Here is a 16,505-nt window from a genome sequence, read left to right as displayed (position 1 = left end):
GGCCGGGATACGGCCGTCCCCGTGATTCCTGCGCCGGTGTGGATCGGGATGAGCCGCTCTTCACGCATGGGCTGCTAAAAGGACATTCATGTACGAGATCTCGATGCTGCCGCCCGTGATGAAGCGTCGCCCCGCGTTCGTTCCCCTTGTTCTGGCGGCCGCACTCGCCCTCTCAGGAGCCGGTGTGCCGACGGCTGCCGCCGCGGACGCGACGGTCGTCCCCCCGGGTGACCTCGGGGCCGCAGGGCCGTGGTTCAGACTCCAGGACGACCCGGCGAACGCCGGAATCGCCCACGGGTCCCAGGCGGTCGCCGCCTTCGCCGACGCCCAATGGCTCAACGGCAGTCTTCACCTGGGTATCGGGGGCGGAGAAACCTCCCAGGCGGCCCGGGCTTTCGCTGCTCCGATCACGCTGGCATCTCTCCTGGCCTCCGGGATCTCCTACTCCGCGTACCAGAACTCGGCGCAGTCCACCGCTGCGAACGCCGGGGCAAATCTGCAGTTCCCCATGTTGTGCGGCGGGGTCTTTACCACGATCAGTTTCGAACCGGGGCGCAATACCGACAGCGAAGGCCGCAGCGGTGTCGTCCCCGACACCTGGCAGAGCTTCGTGGCCTCGGGGACGTCCTCGTGGCGCACCTCGCGCGCCGTGGCGACGTTCCCGGCGCAGGGCGACGCGACGCTCACCGAATTCGCCTCTGCCTGCACCGCTCCTGGAGACGGAGCTCTCGGTGTCATCGCCCGGGTGGGCCGGCTGGGCTCACCGACGGCGGCACTCGACACCTACGTGGACGGCGTCACGGTCGCCGGGACCACCTACGACTTCGCCGTCGAGGGCCGGGCCAAGGCGGCTCTGACCTCTCCGAAGCGCATCGTCGCGGGGGGAAAGCCGGCCGCGGTCTCGGTGACGTACACGAACCCGGCCGACGGTCCCGAATACCCGGACACCAGCACGCAACTGACGCTGAAAGGCCCGGCGGGCCTGAAGGCCGACGATGTGACGGTGACCGTGCAGGGCAAGCGCATCCCGCTGACCGCCCACCCCGACGGCACGCTCACCGCAGCACTCCCGAAGGGCACGACGCTGGAGCCGTCCGGCTCCTCCACCACAGCACTGACCGTGGCCGTGGCCGAAGGGGCGCCGGCGGGCCTGCTGACGCTCGGCGCCGAACTCACGGCGGCTGCGAGCGGTGGCTCCCGTTCGCCTGTCGGTGTCCGGTCGGTCGCCACACTGCGGATCGAGGAGGCTCCGGAGTCGGCACCCGGTCCGAGCGCGTCTCCAGGCTCCCCCGACGACTCCGCCGAGCCGGTCCCCTCGGCAGAGCCCGCCCCAGGCGCGCCCGCCCCGGCCACGCCTGCGCCGCAACTGGCCGAGACAGGGGCAGGAACGTACGGCAGCCTGCTGGGCATTGTGGCGGCCCTGCTGGTGGTGGGTTCAGGAATGGTTCTCAGGGCACGGCGCAGGTCCAACTGACCTGGGGCCGGCTGCCTCTGCGGCGACATCCGGTTTGAACGGTCCTCACGGCCGCGAGGGCCGACGATCGGCGGAGGGGGGTTCGGCGTCCACATGGGGTGGAGCCGCGCAGCGGGCCGAGATCACGTACAACCCCGCGGACCCCGAGACCGCACAAATCGGCCGTGATGCGACGGGATGGCGGGTGTTCGGTGCCGTGGTCGTCTGAAATCGGCGAGGACGCCTTGCCGGATGTGGAGGATCTGCGTCCGGCGGCCGTTGCATATGGAGGTCTGGTCGGGGCGCCCACCCCTCGCTGGGTGAAAGTGGGAGATGTGAGAGCGTGAGTCGGTGAGTACGACGAGCGCTGAAACCCTGCAATACCGCTTTGACGGGCCTGAGGACGCCCCTGTTCTGGTTCTGGGTCCCTCGCTGGGGACGACCTGGCACAGGTGGGCGAAGGCGTCTTATGGCGTCTACGTGGTCTAGACCGACGCCGTTCACGCAGGTGGAGCCTTTGTGATCCAGGTGCGTCGACGGTAGTGGTGACACGAACGTGACACGTGATCTTCCATCCGATCGGCGAAAGCCATGTCTTGACCTTCGGGCATACGACAGGCTGGTGCGGCACACATCCGGCATCCTTAGCCAGGAGCTCACGAGCATGCCCCCGAGCGTTGCAGCAGATGACGAGGTTCCTCTTCCAACGGCACGCGATGTTCCACTCGGTCCCCTGGCAGGCATGGACGTACCGCTGTGGCAGTCAGCTACCGGCTCAGTGCTCCACCTGTCGGCGGAGTGCGGGGCGTTCCGAGTCCCTGCGCAGCGGGCTGGTGTCAGCCTGCGTGTACCGGACCGCGGCAGCATGGCCGACGTTCCCGAGCCCGGCGGCTGTCGGCGTTGTCCCAGCCCGTTCCCTGACTACTACACGCAGGCCCGCCATCTGATCTCACGTATGGAAGCGCTGCGCGCGCTGGCTGATCGGCTCGACTCCGGACATGACCTGGAGGCGTACTGCGACGTTCTCGCATTCGGCATGCACGGCCCGGGAGGCAGCGACTCCAAGGACGCCCACCGTCTGCTGCGCAAGCCGCTCCTGGCACTGGACGCCGCCCAGGAACGGTTGGCGGCACGCCATGTCGACGCGTACCGAGACGGGGAGTCCAGGGAGGAGCTACTGCTGATCGGAACGGCCGCGCTCCTCGACTCCGACTTCCGTCGCCGTCGGCCTGGGAAGTTCCGGCTCCCCTGGCAGGAGATGTGGGAGGAGATCTGCGAGGAAGCCCTGGCCGCACAAGAGGTGAAGGACACCTCGTCGGACCCGGCCCGCTATGACTACCAGTATGGATTCGACCGATGGTGTGAGGGGTGGCTCCGGGCCCTCATGCGTCTCGCCCCTGCCGAGCAGCACGACCACACCTCGCCTGTCGCGGCGCGATGGGCCCGCGCTCGCGATGCCTTGGAGCGCGGAATCAAGCGCGACCTTCGCGATGAGTCGTGGGTGACCAGACTGGTCGATCAACTACACGACACGGGGCGAGGAATGGTGACCGGCATTGCCGCTTCCCTGGCCGAGCCGGTGGTCGTGGCCTACGACGGGGGCGAGGTGATCGATCTGCCCTGGCCGGCCCAGTACCTCCTCTGGGCCCAATACCCGGGCGGTGTCCGCCAAGCCAGCCACAGCCGACACCGCCTGACCGCCCTCCCTCAGCTCTTCACCATCCTTGATGGTCTCTCGACTCGCTCTTTGCGGGTGATCGCCGACACTGAGTGGCACGACTCACCAGCCGTCTACCAAGAGGCCATCGACAACGTCCCCAAGGCCGCGTTCTCTCCCGAGGCCCGCTGCTGGTGGACCACCAACTCAGCCGGGCGGCTCGTCCACCTCCTGTCCATGGCCCGAGCAGACGCTCTCTCCGCACAGCGAGAGGCCCAGCGCGCCCAGACCCCGTGGCGGTAGGCCACCGCTAGCGAGGGCTCCTTCGGGTCGTCAAGTCATCGCCAATGCGGACGTGATCAGGTTTCAGGCAGCCTTGCCATAGACAGCACCCTCAGCATCGATGAGACCAAACTGTCATCTCCCTCGATGGCACCCAGTCCCGCCCGATGACATGGTCTTCGGCAAGCAGGTGGCTCGTCACCAACCTGCGGCGGGCGCTCTCCGATGTCCCGGGTGTCTCGATACCGATGCCGAACAGCACTGCATCCTCCCCACGACCGCATAGCCGCCACTTGTCGTCGCCGTCCGAACCGACGAGCGCAGGTGTAAGTGCTAGGCCGCACGGAAGATTTCAGTGGGCGGGACTGTGACCTGGGCACTGAAATCTTCCGTGCGGCAACTCATGGCTGTCCGGGCGCACTGGCTGCTTCGATGTCCGGTGGCTGCGGCGCTCTGCCGTCCCTGACCATGGGTGCGCTGGAGTCAGCGTTTGACGCGGTTGCGGACGGCCAGGACCGCCAAGCCCAACAGGATCGGCTCGGTCACGCGGGACGCCATCTCGATGTAAGTGCCGGTGGTGGTCAGGTCCTGGCCGGCGGAGCGGAACACCACTGAGTTGAGCGTGACGTTCAGGGCCTTCTCGAAGCGCTCGCCGGTGACCCTGTCCCCGGTGGGGTTCTGGGGATCGGCTTTGTCGATCTCGAAGGTGACCCTGCCGCCGCCGGGCGGCACGGTTCCGGTCGCTTCCTGCTTCGGGGAGCCCTTCGGGAGCCCGAAGCCCATCAGCAGCATGATGGTGAGGAGCATGGCGGCAGCGAGCCAGCCCACGGCTCGCGAGGCACGCAGGCCGTAGCCGGACAGCGCCCAGTAGGCGGTCAGGAGGTTCCGCTCGCTTCGGGGGATGTCGTCGGCGTGGCGGCGCATCTCCATCTCCCCGTAGTAGAAGTCGGCTGCCCCAGGCTCGTGTTTGCCGTCCTCGAATGCTTTGCGTAGCGCCCGGTACACCGGTGCCAGTTGCAACGGCCCGACATGTCCGGAGCCGAGCACCGCCACATTCCAGCCGCGGACTACGGTCGGCTGGCTCGCGCGCCAGTGGTGCTCTTCGGCAAGGGTGCGGCGCTGGGCGAACCGGATGGGGCGCCAGCGCCGCCACTGCATGCGCGGCGGCACTTGATCGAAAGAACAGTTGCCCTCCAGCCGGACCTGGTCCAGATGCACTGTCCCGGTGAACAGGCACCCCGACAGGTCGACGTCGGCGAGGACCAGATGGGCCGCGTCCACGCCACGCAGCGAGGCCATCCGCACCGTGGCGTCGGGTGCGCCGGCAACAGCCTGTTCCGCCACCGTCTGTCCGTCGGGGCGAACGAAGGGGGTGGCCTCAGCGGCGATCGTGAGGGGGTACTCGAAGACGGCGTGGGAGAAGTCCACCGTGGTGTAGCGCAGACGCAGCTCAGCCGTTGATGACCAGTGGGTCCGCCGACACTCCAGTCGGCGCGCGGCGAACGAGAGGGTCACCGGGCCGCCGAACAGCGCCCCGGACAACTTCACCCGCCCCGCGCACACCAACGGCCCGAGGTTGGCCGACCGTTCGAAAACCGCCTGCTCGAGCAGAGCATCGCCGTAGATGGTCGCCGACTCGAATCGGGCGTCGTCCTGAAAGGTCGCCCACTGGAACTCAGCGTTGCTGTGGAAGGTTGCCGACGTGAATAGGGCACTGCTCTCGAAGGTCACTGACTGGAAGCTGGCAGTGCCATCGAAGGTCACTGATAGGAACCCGGCGGTGAGCTGGAAGGTTGCTGACATGAACAGGGCGGAGTTTTCGAAGGTCGCATCGCTGAACAGGGCGATGCCCTCGAAGGTCACCGACGCGAACCGGGCGGCGCCCGCGAAGGTCGCTGAAGCGAACCAGATGGTCTTACGGAAGTTCGCCGAATTGAAGTTGACGGAGTGTTGGAAGGTCGCCCGCCCGAACCCGGCGTCGCCCTCGAAGGTCACCAACTCGAACTGGGCCAATCCCTGGAAGGTTGCCGACTCGAACTCGGTATCGCCATGGAATATCGCCGACTTGAATCCCGCGCCACCCTCGAAGGTAACTGACCGGAACTCGGCGGCGCCATGGAATACCGCCGACTCGAACTGGGCGGTGTCCTTGAAGGTGGCCGAGCCGATCCAGGCGGCTTCCTTGAAGGTTGCCGAGTGGAACCTGGCGGTGCCCTTGAAGATCGCCGCCGGGAACCTGGCGATGCCCTCGAAGACTGCCGACTCGAACATTGCTGCGCCCTCGAAGGTCACCGACTCGAACTGGGCCATGCCCTCAAAGGTTGCTGATTCGAACCAGGCCGTGCCGAAGCGGGGGCGCGCCGTGGTGGGGTCACGCAGGGCGTCAAGTATCCGGTTCAGAAGGTCTTCGGTGATGGGGGTGCCGCGGTGGTCGAGGTCGGCGCCCGGGTTCAGGGTGCCCAGGTAGACATCACGCTCGGCGTCGGCCAGGTGGGCGAGGCATACGGTGTGACCAGGGATGTGGATGCCTCGGCAGCCGACAGGGTCATCCGGGGTGGCACCGTGGCCACAGTGTGGCCAGGCAGGCGGAGTTGGGTCCGGTTCGGGTCTTGGGTGTGGCATGCCTGAAGGACGATCAAGCACGGCCGGATAGTTGCCGATCCAGCCTCTGAGATTGCACTGAATCTTCGCTGCGGCACTGAAGGGCGTCCTGAAGTGAACCGTGCGCTACTGAAATCTTCCGTGTGGTCCGACAGCAAGCGGCGGGGCGGGGTTGGGTCGGCCGCGGGTAGCGTTTCGTAGGACGCAGGGGCTGTCCTTCTCAGGTGATGTCACGCCGTGCGGACCAGGCGTGCGCAGGGTGGCGAAAGCGAGTCGGGTCTGCCGCACGATCGGGTGACATCTTGACCTGCCCCACCTCTGCATCAGACCCGTTGTCTCGTCCAATGCCCTGAAGCGCTGCCTCTGGGACGGGACAGTTGTAGGTGACGTGCGAAGGGCTGTCAGGGGGATGAAGCTGTTTCCGGGCGCCGTCGACTCGCGGATCCTCGACGCCGGGCGGTCAGCAACTACTACTCAGCGCGATACGCAGGTCGTCTGTGAACGATTGCCAGGATGCGAGCTGCTTAATGGGTCCTTCACGATCCAGCATCTGCAGGAGCCGTGCACGGTTCGCGGAAAAGCGAGTCTGCACCTTCTGTAGACCGCGTCCAAGGATGCCAACTCAGGCGTTCTCACGCGGACCGTGCAGGGAACTTCGTGCTACGCCGAGTCGTTTTCGGCATGGCGGGGATCGATTGGCTGGACTCCCAAGAGAAGGTTGTCCAATCCGTCGGGCATCGGTCCGAATCGGGCGATCCAAGTCTCGATCAGGTAGATCTCACTGAACTCATCCATGCCGAGGAAGAAGCGTCCATCGCACAACTCGCCCAGGGGGAAGAGATGACGCCCGATTTCATCACCCCAGTCGAGAAACCGGTCCTCCTCGCCCAGTGCCAGCAGCGGATCCAACTCAAATGTTTCCCGCGCGCTGGTAATGCCTGGTCCTCCGTTTCCGATGGACAGGCCGCCGTACTCGCGCAGAAAGGTGCTTGCAGATTCGTGCATCTGCAAGCCGCCGGCTTCCAGGAGGGTGCGCCAGTTCGTGATGTCGATGGTCCGTCCCGGCCGCCACCCAGCGGTGCGCAAGATCTCCTCTGCGCTAGTCGCCTGTCCGATGCGTTGCTGGCGCACGAGCCGTGACATGTAGGACACCGCGGCTGCTGGGTCGTCCGTCTCCAGTAGCGGTCGGCCCTCGCGCGCCGGATGGGCGACCACCGTGTACGTGCCGGACGCGGCAGCGATCGAGGGGAAGGACTCTTTGCCCCAGTCCATAAATTCATCGAACTCCGACACGTTCAACATGCTCATCGAAGTCCATGGATACATCGAACGAAACAACGGATCACGCAGCGCGGCCTGCAGTAGGCGCCACATCGAGGGTGAGGACCAATCGTTCTCGCGGTGTGGTGGCCGCCATCCCTCCAGCATCTCCGCCCATGCCGCGTCGTGGCTGCGCGGAGTTCCTTCCTTGGCCATGCACTGACGATGCGCTGCCGCGGGCAACGGCGTCAATTCCCGGGCAACGACCAACCGCCGAGCGCGCATTGGCCTCTACAAGGTCAATCCGGTGCGGCTCGCAGCTCGATCCCCTCACCGGTGGTGCCGAGGCGGTGAAAGGTCTCCAGCATGGTCTGGCGGGCGGCATCCGACCCGCCGTCCTTCATGACGATCAACCGAATGGTGCAGTTTCCCGAAGCCTGCACCGTCTGGCCGGCCCAGCGGACACCCTCATCGTCAATCTCAACTCGGAGGATGTCGTCGCTGGCGACTCCACGGACGAACCACGGGGTGTTGTCCGACCGCACCGTGTCATTCCCGAGGTCGATCGCCCACAGGCTCTCCACACCTACCGGAGCCCAGCCGTCTTCGTCTGACTCCATCAGGAAATGGACCTTCACTTGGTCATCAGAAGTCCTTGTCACCGCGTCATCGTCCTCACCGCTCCGACCGTCCTGTAGCGGGCTTCGGCGAACGCGATTGATCACACTACGGCGGCAGAGCGCTATCTCCTCCCGCCTTGTCAGACCCTCGAACTAGCCTCCACCTGTGACCCCTGAACTCCTTGCTTCGCTCACTGTTTCGCTCCCGCCGGGCCGGATGATCACATCTGACGAAGGCGACGGCGATGTGCAGCCACTGTGGCTGAGTGATTCCCCGGCCTCTGTCGAGTTGTGGACTTGCCTGCTCGCCGAGCACAGCGCATCGGGGCTGTGGCCCCTTCTTCTTGACGCCGACGAGCCAGGCCATGACGCATTCCGGCCATGGGCGTCTGGCGAGCTATTTCCTGAGCGCATGTCATCACCTAGTGCGCACGATCCGTCCGATCTCTTGGCGCGGTGGTGGGGCGAGTACACGAGGACCGACGAGGACGATGACCTGCTGGCGCAGGGCGATCGACTCGCCGTCACCGCACCGTTCGGGCAGACTTGGCCAAGCTCGGTCCTCAGCCACGAGCCCGTGAGGGGCGCCGATGAGATGGCCGCTGAGTATGCGCGGGTCTTCACCGAACAACATTCCCAGGCACGTCTCGGGCTCATCGCCGCTGCCTGTGGTGCGGACTCCCTCACCACCGCCGGCTGGGACGGTCCCGCCAACTACGACAACGACACAGCCAAATTCTCTGCCGTTGTACGCGCCTGGGAGCGTCGCTTTGGTGCACGCGTCGTAGCCGTCGGCTTCAGCACCCTCCACCTCAGCGTTGCGGCACCCCCGATGAGTACGGAGGACGCCCTGTTGGTTGCCGCTGAGCACTTCGCCTTCTGCCCCGACAACATCTGGCAGGGGTCTCGCCCTTACACCCTGGTCGGCTATGCAGAACGTATCGTCGGCATGAACTCCTGGGACTTCTGGTGGGACTGACCACAGCAGTAGATTTCTTCCCCTGATTGCGCAGCCTTACAGGGCACCGTTCTGGTGGACGTCCCGGGGAGCAACTGGGTACCTCGCCGGGCTAGTTGCCCAACGCTGAAGGCACTTGCCACCACACCGTGAGCTGTGGTGCTCAGTACAGATGGACTAGCTCGTCCACACGGGCACCCAAGACTTACGGCGCGTCGCTTGACGCTTGATCTGGCCAACCCTCGGCGTTCGAGTACGACTCGAAGGAGTAGCGAGTGCTTCGATCCCATTGCTCCCCGGTGAGGTGGCTGTATGCCCGGTCTGGAACGTAGAGCACGGCCTCGGCCCAGATGAGGTCGCGCGCGTAGGGTGCGAAGGCCGAAGGATCGTGCAGGATTTGTTCGTAGGTGGCACGGCCAGCTGCGACGATGGCGCAGCGCGTGTAGAGGAACGCGTCGCCGGGCAATTCGCGTCCGTACACTTCGCGGTCCAGGCGGTAGAGCATCCACGATAGCTGCTCGGCAAAGCCGATAACCATTGGCAGCGGTGCATTGGCCAAGCGCTGGGTCAGGGCTGCGGCAAGCTGCTCGGCGTCAGGGTCTGGGCCGATGGGTGCGGATTCCTCGATGAGCTGCCAGAACGCGTCTTCATTCATGTTCCTGAGCATGACGCAAGAGACTGGCACCTCGGTAGCATCCCCTGACCTCGCGTGATTCTGTTGTAGCTGACTCTGTGCGTCATCGTATGGACCCGTCCGCGCAGTAGAGAGCCGCTGGGCGGGGAGCGATCGTCAACTCTCTGGCCCTCCCGAGTCTGCTGCTAGGCGACAAGTGCAGGCCCCTGCACCGGAAATGCGCGCCGTCGGGCGAATCTCCTCCTGGCTTACTCGGTGGAGCGTACGGCCCGTGTTTCCCCGAGCGGCGAGATGCTGAGGACAAGTCCATTCTCGATTCTGACGAGGATCGGGGCGAGCACCCGTGTGTCGTACAACATGTGCGAGTCCATCTGGATCTCCCCGTCCCTGTCGATTTCGTAAGTCCACACTTCAAGGTCGGCAACAACCTCGATCGTCGCTTCGGCGGTTCCTGAGGTGGCCTGCTTGCCGACAGCCGACGAGGTCTGCTCAGCAATGTCGGTATCGACGCTGACGTCAGATACCTTCGCCACGCGGTCAATGTGGTGGATGGATACGTCGTGGAGTTGCGTTTGCGGCCCGTGGCAGCCGCCGTCCAGGAGGCGCGGATCGATCTCGATGATCCCGAGGTCGAGTTCGGGAAGAGTGGGAAGACCGTCGCGGGAGAGTTGACGCAGTTCTTTGAGGAGTCCTGTGAAGTAGGCGCTGATCAACTGCGCGATGTGGCCTGGATCGGTCACGAACCCGAGCACGGATTGAGCAAGATCTCGAACAGTCAGCATCGTTGGAGGGGAGACTCCCAATCCATGGCAAGCCGCATAGATGTCGGCCCGGTCCTGAGTCAGGAGCAGGACGCCTGCGAAGGACCCGCCCGCAGCCGTAAGAACGTCGCGCAGCCACGCAGAGTCGGACGCGCCGGTCTTCACGTTCTGCTTGCGTCGCCCTGGACCTGTTTGCATGATCTGATCGCGTAGCCCCGCGCGGGCCGCTTCGCCGCTGAGAGGCAGCACCGTCAGATCGGGGACGTCCTCAAGTGCCGTGAGGAAGACCTCGATCGTCTGAGCCGGGTCTGCGCTCGGCAATATGGGGACCTCGGCATGGATCCCACCTCGCCGCATGCGTTTGATCGCTGACTGGGTTGTGGTGCGGTGCGTCTCGACCTCCCTGGAGAGATGCTCGGCCCATTCCCAGGCAACCGGATCCGGAACCCACGTCTCAAGGTCGGCGTCTCTCATCTGCTCAGATGTGAGACGCAGTTGCCGCAGATCGGGCAGGCCGTGGCCGAAGGCGTTGGTGTCGAACACGACTGCTTTTAGACGCGCGCGGGCAGCAGCGTCGAGCGGTTGGCGAGCAGGTGTGGTCATCAGTCCATCATCGAGGATCTACGTACTGCCTGCCGCTGGTGAACGACATCTGACCCACATGGTGGCCAAGATCCGGCTGGCCGGCATGTATGACGCAAGGCGTACGACGCCATCTCGGCCAGCACGGTGCGGACGTTTCAAGAAGTGGGGCGAACTCCCAGTGACCCGTCAGCGGGACTCCTCATCACGAAGCTCTGCACCAAGAGTCTCCAGCCTTGTAGCAGATGGTTCCCGGTTACCGAAACCGGGAATCGTGGCGACGATTGATGCAGGTCGCAGTCGGATGCGTCTGGTGTGGCCCAAGCGAACCCTGTCGTCAGTCGTCCGAGGAGAGTGATGGGTCCTGTCCGCTATCAAGAAGCTTGCGCCGAACGCGAAGGGGCAGGTGCGGTACCGCTTTGTGGTCGATGCGGGACGCGATCCCGAAACGGGCAAGCGCAGGCAGTTGACCCGGACGTTCGCCACCTTGCGGGAAGCCAAGGCCGCGTATGCGTCTATCACGCACCGCCGCTACGAAGGGACGCTCGTCGCGCCCAACAGCATCACCGTGGATGAGTGGCTTGACCTGTGGATCGCCAAGAAGGCGGAGGACCTGGAAGAGACCACGATCAGCAGCTATGTGGCGACTCTGGACCGTGTGCGGAGCAAGCTGGGGCGTATCCGGCTTCAGCGCCTCGCCGAGGACGATGTCACGGCGTGGGCATTGAGCGAGGGCCGGGTCCGAAGCGGCATTGCGGGTACCGGCCTGAGCGTGGCCTCGGTGGAGATGTCTCTCGCGCGTTTGAAGGACGCGCTGAACGGGGCCGTGAAGCGGCGACTCGTTGCCGTGAACGTTGCCCAGGACGTCACGATCCCACGCAAGTCGCGCAAGGCCGAGCGCTTGACGAAGACGGTGGTGGCGCCGTGGACCGTAACGGAGGTCCATTCCTTTGTGCTTGCGGTGGAGGACGAACGGCTGCGCGCCCCAATGCTGCTCTCCTTGATGGGGCTGCGACCGGCGGAAGTCTGCGGACTGCGCTGGTCCGACATCGACCTGGACCACGGGACCCTGAGCATCACCAACACCCGGACGATGATGGGGAACCACACGGTGGTGGAGAAGAGCGTGAAATCTACCGCCGGCGAGCGGCTGCTTCCCTTGCCTGGGCTGGTCAGTGATGCCTTGCGGAAATTTGCGGCGGTGCAGTCCGCGGAGGAGCGTGCAGCGGGAGCGGAGTATGTGAGCAGCGGCTATGTGTTCGTGGACGAGCTCGGTCGGGCGCTCAACGGGAAGGACCTGCGGGGGAGCGTCCACAAGATCATGGCGTTGAACCAGCTGCGGCGTGTGCGTCTTTACGACGCCCGCGCGAGCTGTCTCACATATCTCGCGAACAACGGGGTTCCGGATCACCTCCTTGCACGGTGGGCGGGGCACACCAACGTCAAGGCCACGAAGCAGTGGTACGTGAAGCCGGATGTGGAGGATCTGCGTCCGGCGGCCGTTGCATGGGGAGGTCTGGTCGGGGAGCCCACCCCTCACCTGATGAAAATGTGAGATGTGAGAGCGTGAGTCGGTGAGTACGACAAGCGCTGAAACCCTGCAATACCGCTTTGACGGGCCTGAGGACGCCCCTGTTCTGGTTCTGGGTCCCTCGCTGGGGACGACCTGGCACATGTGGGACCGTCAGACCCCCGAGCTGTCCCGTGAGTGGCGGGTGCTCAGATTCGATCTGCCCGGTCATGGCGGTGCCCCCGCCCATCCCGTGACCTCGATCGCGGAGATCGCCGACCGGCTGCTCGCCACTCTCGACGAGCTGGGCGTGCAGCGCTTCGGGTACGCGGGCTGCTCCATCGGCGGCGCGATCGGCATGGAGCTGGCGCTGCGCCACCCCGACCGGGTCGCGACGCTCGCGCTGGTCGCCGCCTCGGCACGGTTCGGGACGGCCGACGAGTTCCGTCAGCGCGGCGTCATCGTCCGTACCAACGGCCTCGACCCGATGGCGCGTGCCGCGCCCGAGCGCTGGTTCACGCACACCTTCGCGACCGCGCAGCCGGCCATCGTCGAGTGGGCCGTGCAGATGGTCCGCACCACCGATCCCGGCTGCTACATAGCCGCCTGTGAGGCACTCGCCGCCTTCGACGTCCGCAGCGAGCTGGGCCGCATCGGTGTCCCCACCCTGGTGGTCGTCGGGTCCGAGGACCAGGTGACCGGGCCTGGCGACGCCCGCACTCTGGTCGCGGGCATACCGGACGCGCGCCTCGCGATGGTCCCCGGTGTCTCGCACCTGGCGCCGGTGGAGCAGCCGGCTGCTGTCACGGATCTGCTGGCGCACCACTTCACGGCCTCCTGGCAGGACACCTCCACGTCCATCTCCCTGCCGCTCCAGACCCCGGCACCCGCGCTCTCCGTCCCCGTGACCCCCATCGCCGCGATCGCCCCGGTGCCGGTGGATGCGGAGTCCGCCTCCGCCGGCCGTCCCGATCCGTACGACGCGGGCCTCAAGGTGCGCCGCGAGGTGCTCGGCGACGCCCATGTGGACCAGGTGCTGGCCACCTCGGACGAGACGACCGAGGACTTCCAGGAGCTGCTCACCCGCTACGCCTGGGGCGAGATCTGGACCCGCGAGGGGCTGGACCGCCGCACCCGCAGCGCGGTGACGCTGACCGCGCTGGTCTCGGGCGGCCATCTGGAGGAGCTCGCCTTCCATCTGAAGGCGGCCCTGCGCAACGGCCTCACCCCGGCCGAGATCAAGGAAGTGCTTCTGCAGACCGCCGTCTACTGCGGTGTTCCGGCGGCCAATGCGGCCTTCAAGGTGGCGCAGTCCGTGATCCAGCAGGAGACCACGCCCGACGCGTAGCAGGATGGAAGCCATGACAACGAAGCTCACCAAGATGGGCCATGCCTGCATCCGGCTGGAAAAGGACGGGCAGACGCTCGTCATCGACCCGGGCGCCTTCAGCGAAGAGGACGCGGCGCTGGGCGCGGACGCGATCCTGATCACGCATGAGCACCCCGACCACTTCAGCGAGGACCGGCTGCGGGCCGCCATGGAGGCGAATCCCGCCGCCGGGATCTGGACGCTTCGCGCGGTGGCCGACCAGCTCTCGGCCGCCTTCCCCGGCCGGGTCCACGCGGTCGGTCACGGCGACGCCTTCACCGCGGCCGGCTTCGACGTGACGGCGCACGGGGAACTGCACGCCGTGATCCACCCGGATCTGCCGAGGGTCACCAACACCGGCTATCTGGTGGACGGTTCGCTCTTCCACCCGGGCGACGCCTTCACGGTCCCCGAAGCCCCGGTCGAGACGCTGATGCTCCCGGTGCACGCCCCGTGGAACAAGGTCTCCGAGGTCATCGATTACGTCCGCGCGGTCAAGCCGCAGCGTGCCATCGACATCCACGACGGCCTGCTCAAGGACCTGGCCCGGGGGATCTACGACCTGCACATCGGCAATCTGGGCGGCGCCGAGCACTCCCGGATGACGCCCGGCGACGCCACGCAGCTGTGACTGTCGGACCCAGCGGTTAGGTTACGTACATGCGCATCGCGACCTGGAACGTCAACTCGATCACCGCCCGCCTCCCGCGGGTGCTCGCCTGGCTGGAGAACACCGGCACGGATGTGCTGTGCATCCAGGAGACCAAATGCTCCGCCGAGCAGTTCCCCCGGGACGAGCTGCGCGAGCTCGGTTACGAGTCCGCGGTCACCGCCACCGGCCGGTGGAACGGAGTGGCGCTGCTCTCCAAGGTGGGCCTCGACGACGTCGTCAGTGGCCTGCCCGGCGGTCCGGAGTACGAGGGCGCGCAGGAGCCGCGGGCCGTCTCGGCGACCTGCGGTCCGGTCCGGGTCTGGTCGGTGTACGTACCGAACGGCCGCGAGGTCGACCACGAGCACTACGCGTACAAGCTGCGGTGGTTCGAAGCGCTGCAGGCGGCGGTGGCCGCAGATGTGGCGGGCGGACGGCCGTTCGCCGTCCTCGGGGACTTCAATGTGGCCCCGACCGACGAGGACGTCTGGGACCCGGCGGTCTTCGAGGGCGCCACCCATGTCACCCCCGCCGAGCGCGCCGCGCTCACCGCCCTGCGCGAGGCGGGTCTCTCGGATGTGATGCCGCGCCCGCTCAAGTACGACCGTCCGTATACCTTTTGGGACTACCGCGCGCTGGCCTTCCCCAAGAACAAGGGCATGCGCATCGACCTGGTCTACGGCAACGAGCCTTTCGCCAAGGCCGTCAAGGACAGCTATGTGGACCGCGAGGAGCGCAAGGGCAAGGGCGCCTCGGACCATGCTCCGGTCGTGGTCGATCTCGAGATCTGACCGACGCCGCGTGCCTGTGGTGCTGCTGTACACCTGGATGACAGGCTGAGCAGTGTGAACATTCCCTTCTTGGACAACTGGCGCAAGCGGCACGGCGAGCAGCACGCGGCGACTCTGGTCGCCGCGGTGGAGAGCGATCCGGAGGGCGTGGCCGAACTGCTCTCGGAGTGCGAGCTGCTCAGAGCGCGTGCCGGGCAGAACGGACTGCAACTCGACGACTCCCCGGAGTCGTTGGAGGCGCTCGACCAGCTGCCGCCGCGCTGGCGCGGTGCCACGGCCGATCCGGAAGAGCTTCCCTGGCTGGGCAACGACGCGGGGCTCTACCTCGGGACCGTCATCGTGAAGACGGTCCGCGGGGCTGCCTGGGACGTCTGGCCCGAGGGAAAGCCGGTGGTACGGCTGGAGTCGGGGCGCGAGATCGATGTGGTGGAAGTCGGCGGCGACTGGGTGGCGACCGGCGCCCCGGAACTCTCCCAGGTGTACGCGGAAGCCGCGGAGAACTGACCAGTTCAGCGATTTATGACAAATACGCCTTATGCCTGATTCGTGCGTGTCGAGTGTGAAGTCCCTTTTTGGGATGGATAGTTTGCGCTGACCTCGACATAGCGATGAGTGGGCAGGACAGCGTATGGCCGTCGATCCGTTGATCGAGCTCAGTGACGTCAACAAGTACTACGGGAAGTTGCACGTCCTCCAGGACGTCAACCTCACCGTCGGACGCGGGGAGGTGGTGGTCGTCATCGGGCCTTCCGGCTCGGGCAAATCAACGCTCTGCCGGACGATGAACCGACTCGAGACGATCGAGTCGGGCACGATCTCGATCGACGGACAGCCACTCCCCGAGGAGGGCCGGGCGCTCGCCAAGCTGCGCGCCGAGGTCGGGATGGTCTTCCAGTCCTTCAACCTCTTCGCGCACAAGACCGTCCTGGCCAATGTCTCCCTCGCCCAGCAGAAGGTCCGCGGGCGCAAGAAGGACGAAGCCGACAAGCGCTCGCACGAACTCCTGGAGCGCGTCGGTCTCGAGGCCCACGCCGACAAGCTCCCCGCCCAGCTCTCCGGCGGCCAGCAGCAGCGCGTGGCCATCGCCCGCGCCCTGGCCATGGACCCCAAGGTCATGCTCTTCGACGAGCCCACCTCGGCGCTCGACCCCGAGATGATCAACGAGGTCCTGGAGGTCATGCAGCAGCTGGCGAGCGACGGCATGACGATGGTCGTCGTCACCCACGAGATGGGCTTCGCCCGCTCCGCCGCCAACCGGGTCGTCTTCATGGCCGACGGGAAGATCGTCGAGGACCGTACCCCGGAGGACTTCTTCACCCACCCGGAGAGCGACCGGGCCAAGGACTTCCTGTCCAAGATCCTCAAGCACTGACGGGGG

At 66.0% G+C, this 16,505-nt stretch carries 14 protein-coding genes; 9 read left to right on the top strand and 5 right to left on the bottom strand.

Features of this window, described 5'->3' with window-relative positions; all coding sequences use genetic code 11:
• Positions 1-88: 88 nt before the first annotated feature.
• Together AB0H78_RS06685 and AB0H78_RS06680 are read left to right on the top strand one after the other, a co-directional pair.
• Positions 89-1,474, top strand: a complete 1,386-nt coding sequence (locus AB0H78_RS06685; RefSeq protein ID WP_363233158.1) for a hypothetical protein — start codon at positions 89-91, stop codon at positions 1,472-1,474.
• Positions 1,475-2,408: 934 nt separating this feature from the next.
• Positions 2,409-3,413: a hypothetical protein gene (locus tag AB0H78_RS06680; RefSeq protein ID WP_363233157.1), complete on the top strand. Its 1,005-nt coding sequence runs from the start codon at positions 2,409-2,411 to the stop codon at positions 3,411-3,413.
• Positions 3,414-3,875: 462 nt separating this feature from the next.
• On the opposite strand, the gene AB0H78_RS06675 is transcribed toward AB0H78_RS06680, so the two are convergent.
• From AB0H78_RS06675 to AB0H78_RS06665, 3 genes are all read right to left on the bottom strand, one after another.
• Positions 3,876-6,035, bottom strand: coding sequence for a pentapeptide repeat-containing protein (locus tag AB0H78_RS06675; protein ID WP_363233156.1), 2,160 nt, complete (start codon positions 6,033-6,035; stop codon positions 3,876-3,878).
• Positions 6,036-6,653: 618 nt separating this feature from the next.
• Positions 6,654-7,469, bottom strand: a complete 816-nt coding sequence (locus AB0H78_RS06670) for an SUKH-3 domain-containing protein (RefSeq protein WP_363233155.1) — start codon at positions 7,467-7,469, stop codon at positions 6,654-6,656.
• Positions 7,470-7,552: 83 nt separating this feature from the next.
• On the bottom strand, positions 7,553-7,891 hold the full coding sequence (locus tag AB0H78_RS06665; RefSeq protein ID WP_363233154.1) for a DUF4265 domain-containing protein: 339 nt from the start codon (positions 7,889-7,891) through the stop codon (positions 7,553-7,555).
• Between the two features lie 148 nt (positions 7,892-8,039).
• Here AB0H78_RS06665 and AB0H78_RS06660 point away from each other — a divergent pair, with 148 nt between their 5' ends.
• A complete protein-coding gene (locus AB0H78_RS06660) occupies positions 8,040-8,852 on the top strand; it encodes a DUF4253 domain-containing protein (protein WP_363233153.1) in 813 nt (270 codons plus the stop codon).
• A 184-nt stretch (positions 8,853-9,036) separates the two neighbouring features.
• Here the strand turns inward: AB0H78_RS06660 and AB0H78_RS06655 are convergent, their stop codons facing one another.
• Together AB0H78_RS06655 and AB0H78_RS06650 are read right to left on the bottom strand one after the other, a co-directional pair.
• On the bottom strand, positions 9,037-9,486 hold the full coding sequence (locus AB0H78_RS06655) for a DUF4240 domain-containing protein (RefSeq protein WP_363233152.1): 450 nt from the start codon (positions 9,484-9,486) through the stop codon (positions 9,037-9,039).
• Positions 9,487-9,713: 227 nt separating this feature from the next.
• Positions 9,714-10,829 (bottom strand): hypothetical protein, encoded by a 1,116-nt coding sequence (locus AB0H78_RS06650; protein WP_363233151.1) that lies wholly within the window; start codon positions 10,827-10,829, stop codon positions 9,714-9,716.
• 385 nt (positions 10,830-11,214) lie between these two features.
• Here AB0H78_RS06650 and AB0H78_RS06645 point away from each other — a divergent pair, with 385 nt between their 5' ends.
• The 6 genes from AB0H78_RS06645 (at position 11,215) to AB0H78_RS06620 (ending at position 16,499) form a co-directional block, all read left to right on the top strand.
• Positions 11,215-12,363: a tyrosine-type recombinase/integrase gene (locus AB0H78_RS06645; protein ID WP_363233150.1), complete on the top strand. Its 1,149-nt coding sequence runs from the start codon at positions 11,215-11,217 to the stop codon at positions 12,361-12,363.
• A 19-nt stretch (positions 12,364-12,382) separates the two neighbouring features.
• Entirely contained in the window at positions 12,383-13,666 is a 1,284-nt protein-coding gene (locus AB0H78_RS06640; RefSeq protein WP_363233149.1) for an alpha/beta fold hydrolase, read from the top strand.
• A 13-nt stretch (positions 13,667-13,679) separates the two neighbouring features.
• The gene (locus tag AB0H78_RS06635) at positions 13,680-14,318 is read left to right on the top strand and encodes an MBL fold metallo-hydrolase (protein WP_363233148.1); all 639 of its coding nucleotides are present in this window, start codon (positions 13,680-13,682) and stop codon (positions 14,316-14,318) included.
• A gap of 29 nt (positions 14,319-14,347) precedes the next feature.
• Positions 14,348-15,127 carry an exodeoxyribonuclease III gene (locus AB0H78_RS06630; RefSeq protein ID WP_363233147.1) on the top strand — a complete coding sequence of 260 codons (780 nt, stop codon included), beginning with the start codon at positions 14,348-14,350 and terminating at the stop codon, positions 15,125-15,127.
• A 54-nt stretch (positions 15,128-15,181) separates the two neighbouring features.
• Positions 15,182-15,631: a DUF6278 family protein gene (locus tag AB0H78_RS06625; RefSeq protein WP_363233146.1), complete on the top strand. Its 450-nt coding sequence runs from the start codon at positions 15,182-15,184 to the stop codon at positions 15,629-15,631.
• Positions 15,632-15,755: 124 nt separating this feature from the next.
• Positions 15,756-16,499, top strand: coding sequence for an amino acid ABC transporter ATP-binding protein (locus AB0H78_RS06620; protein WP_363233145.1), 744 nt, complete (start codon positions 15,756-15,758; stop codon positions 16,497-16,499).
• Positions 16,500-16,505: the final 6 nt, after the last annotated feature.

Origin of the sequence: Streptomyces sp. NPDC050738 (assembly GCF_040654175.1) — a bacterium.
In the GTDB taxonomy this organism is placed as follows: Bacteria; Actinomycetota; Actinomycetes; order Streptomycetales; family Streptomycetaceae; genus Streptomyces.
Note: the sequence above shows the minus strand (reverse complement) of the source record. Positions and strands in the feature narration are given on the sequence as shown.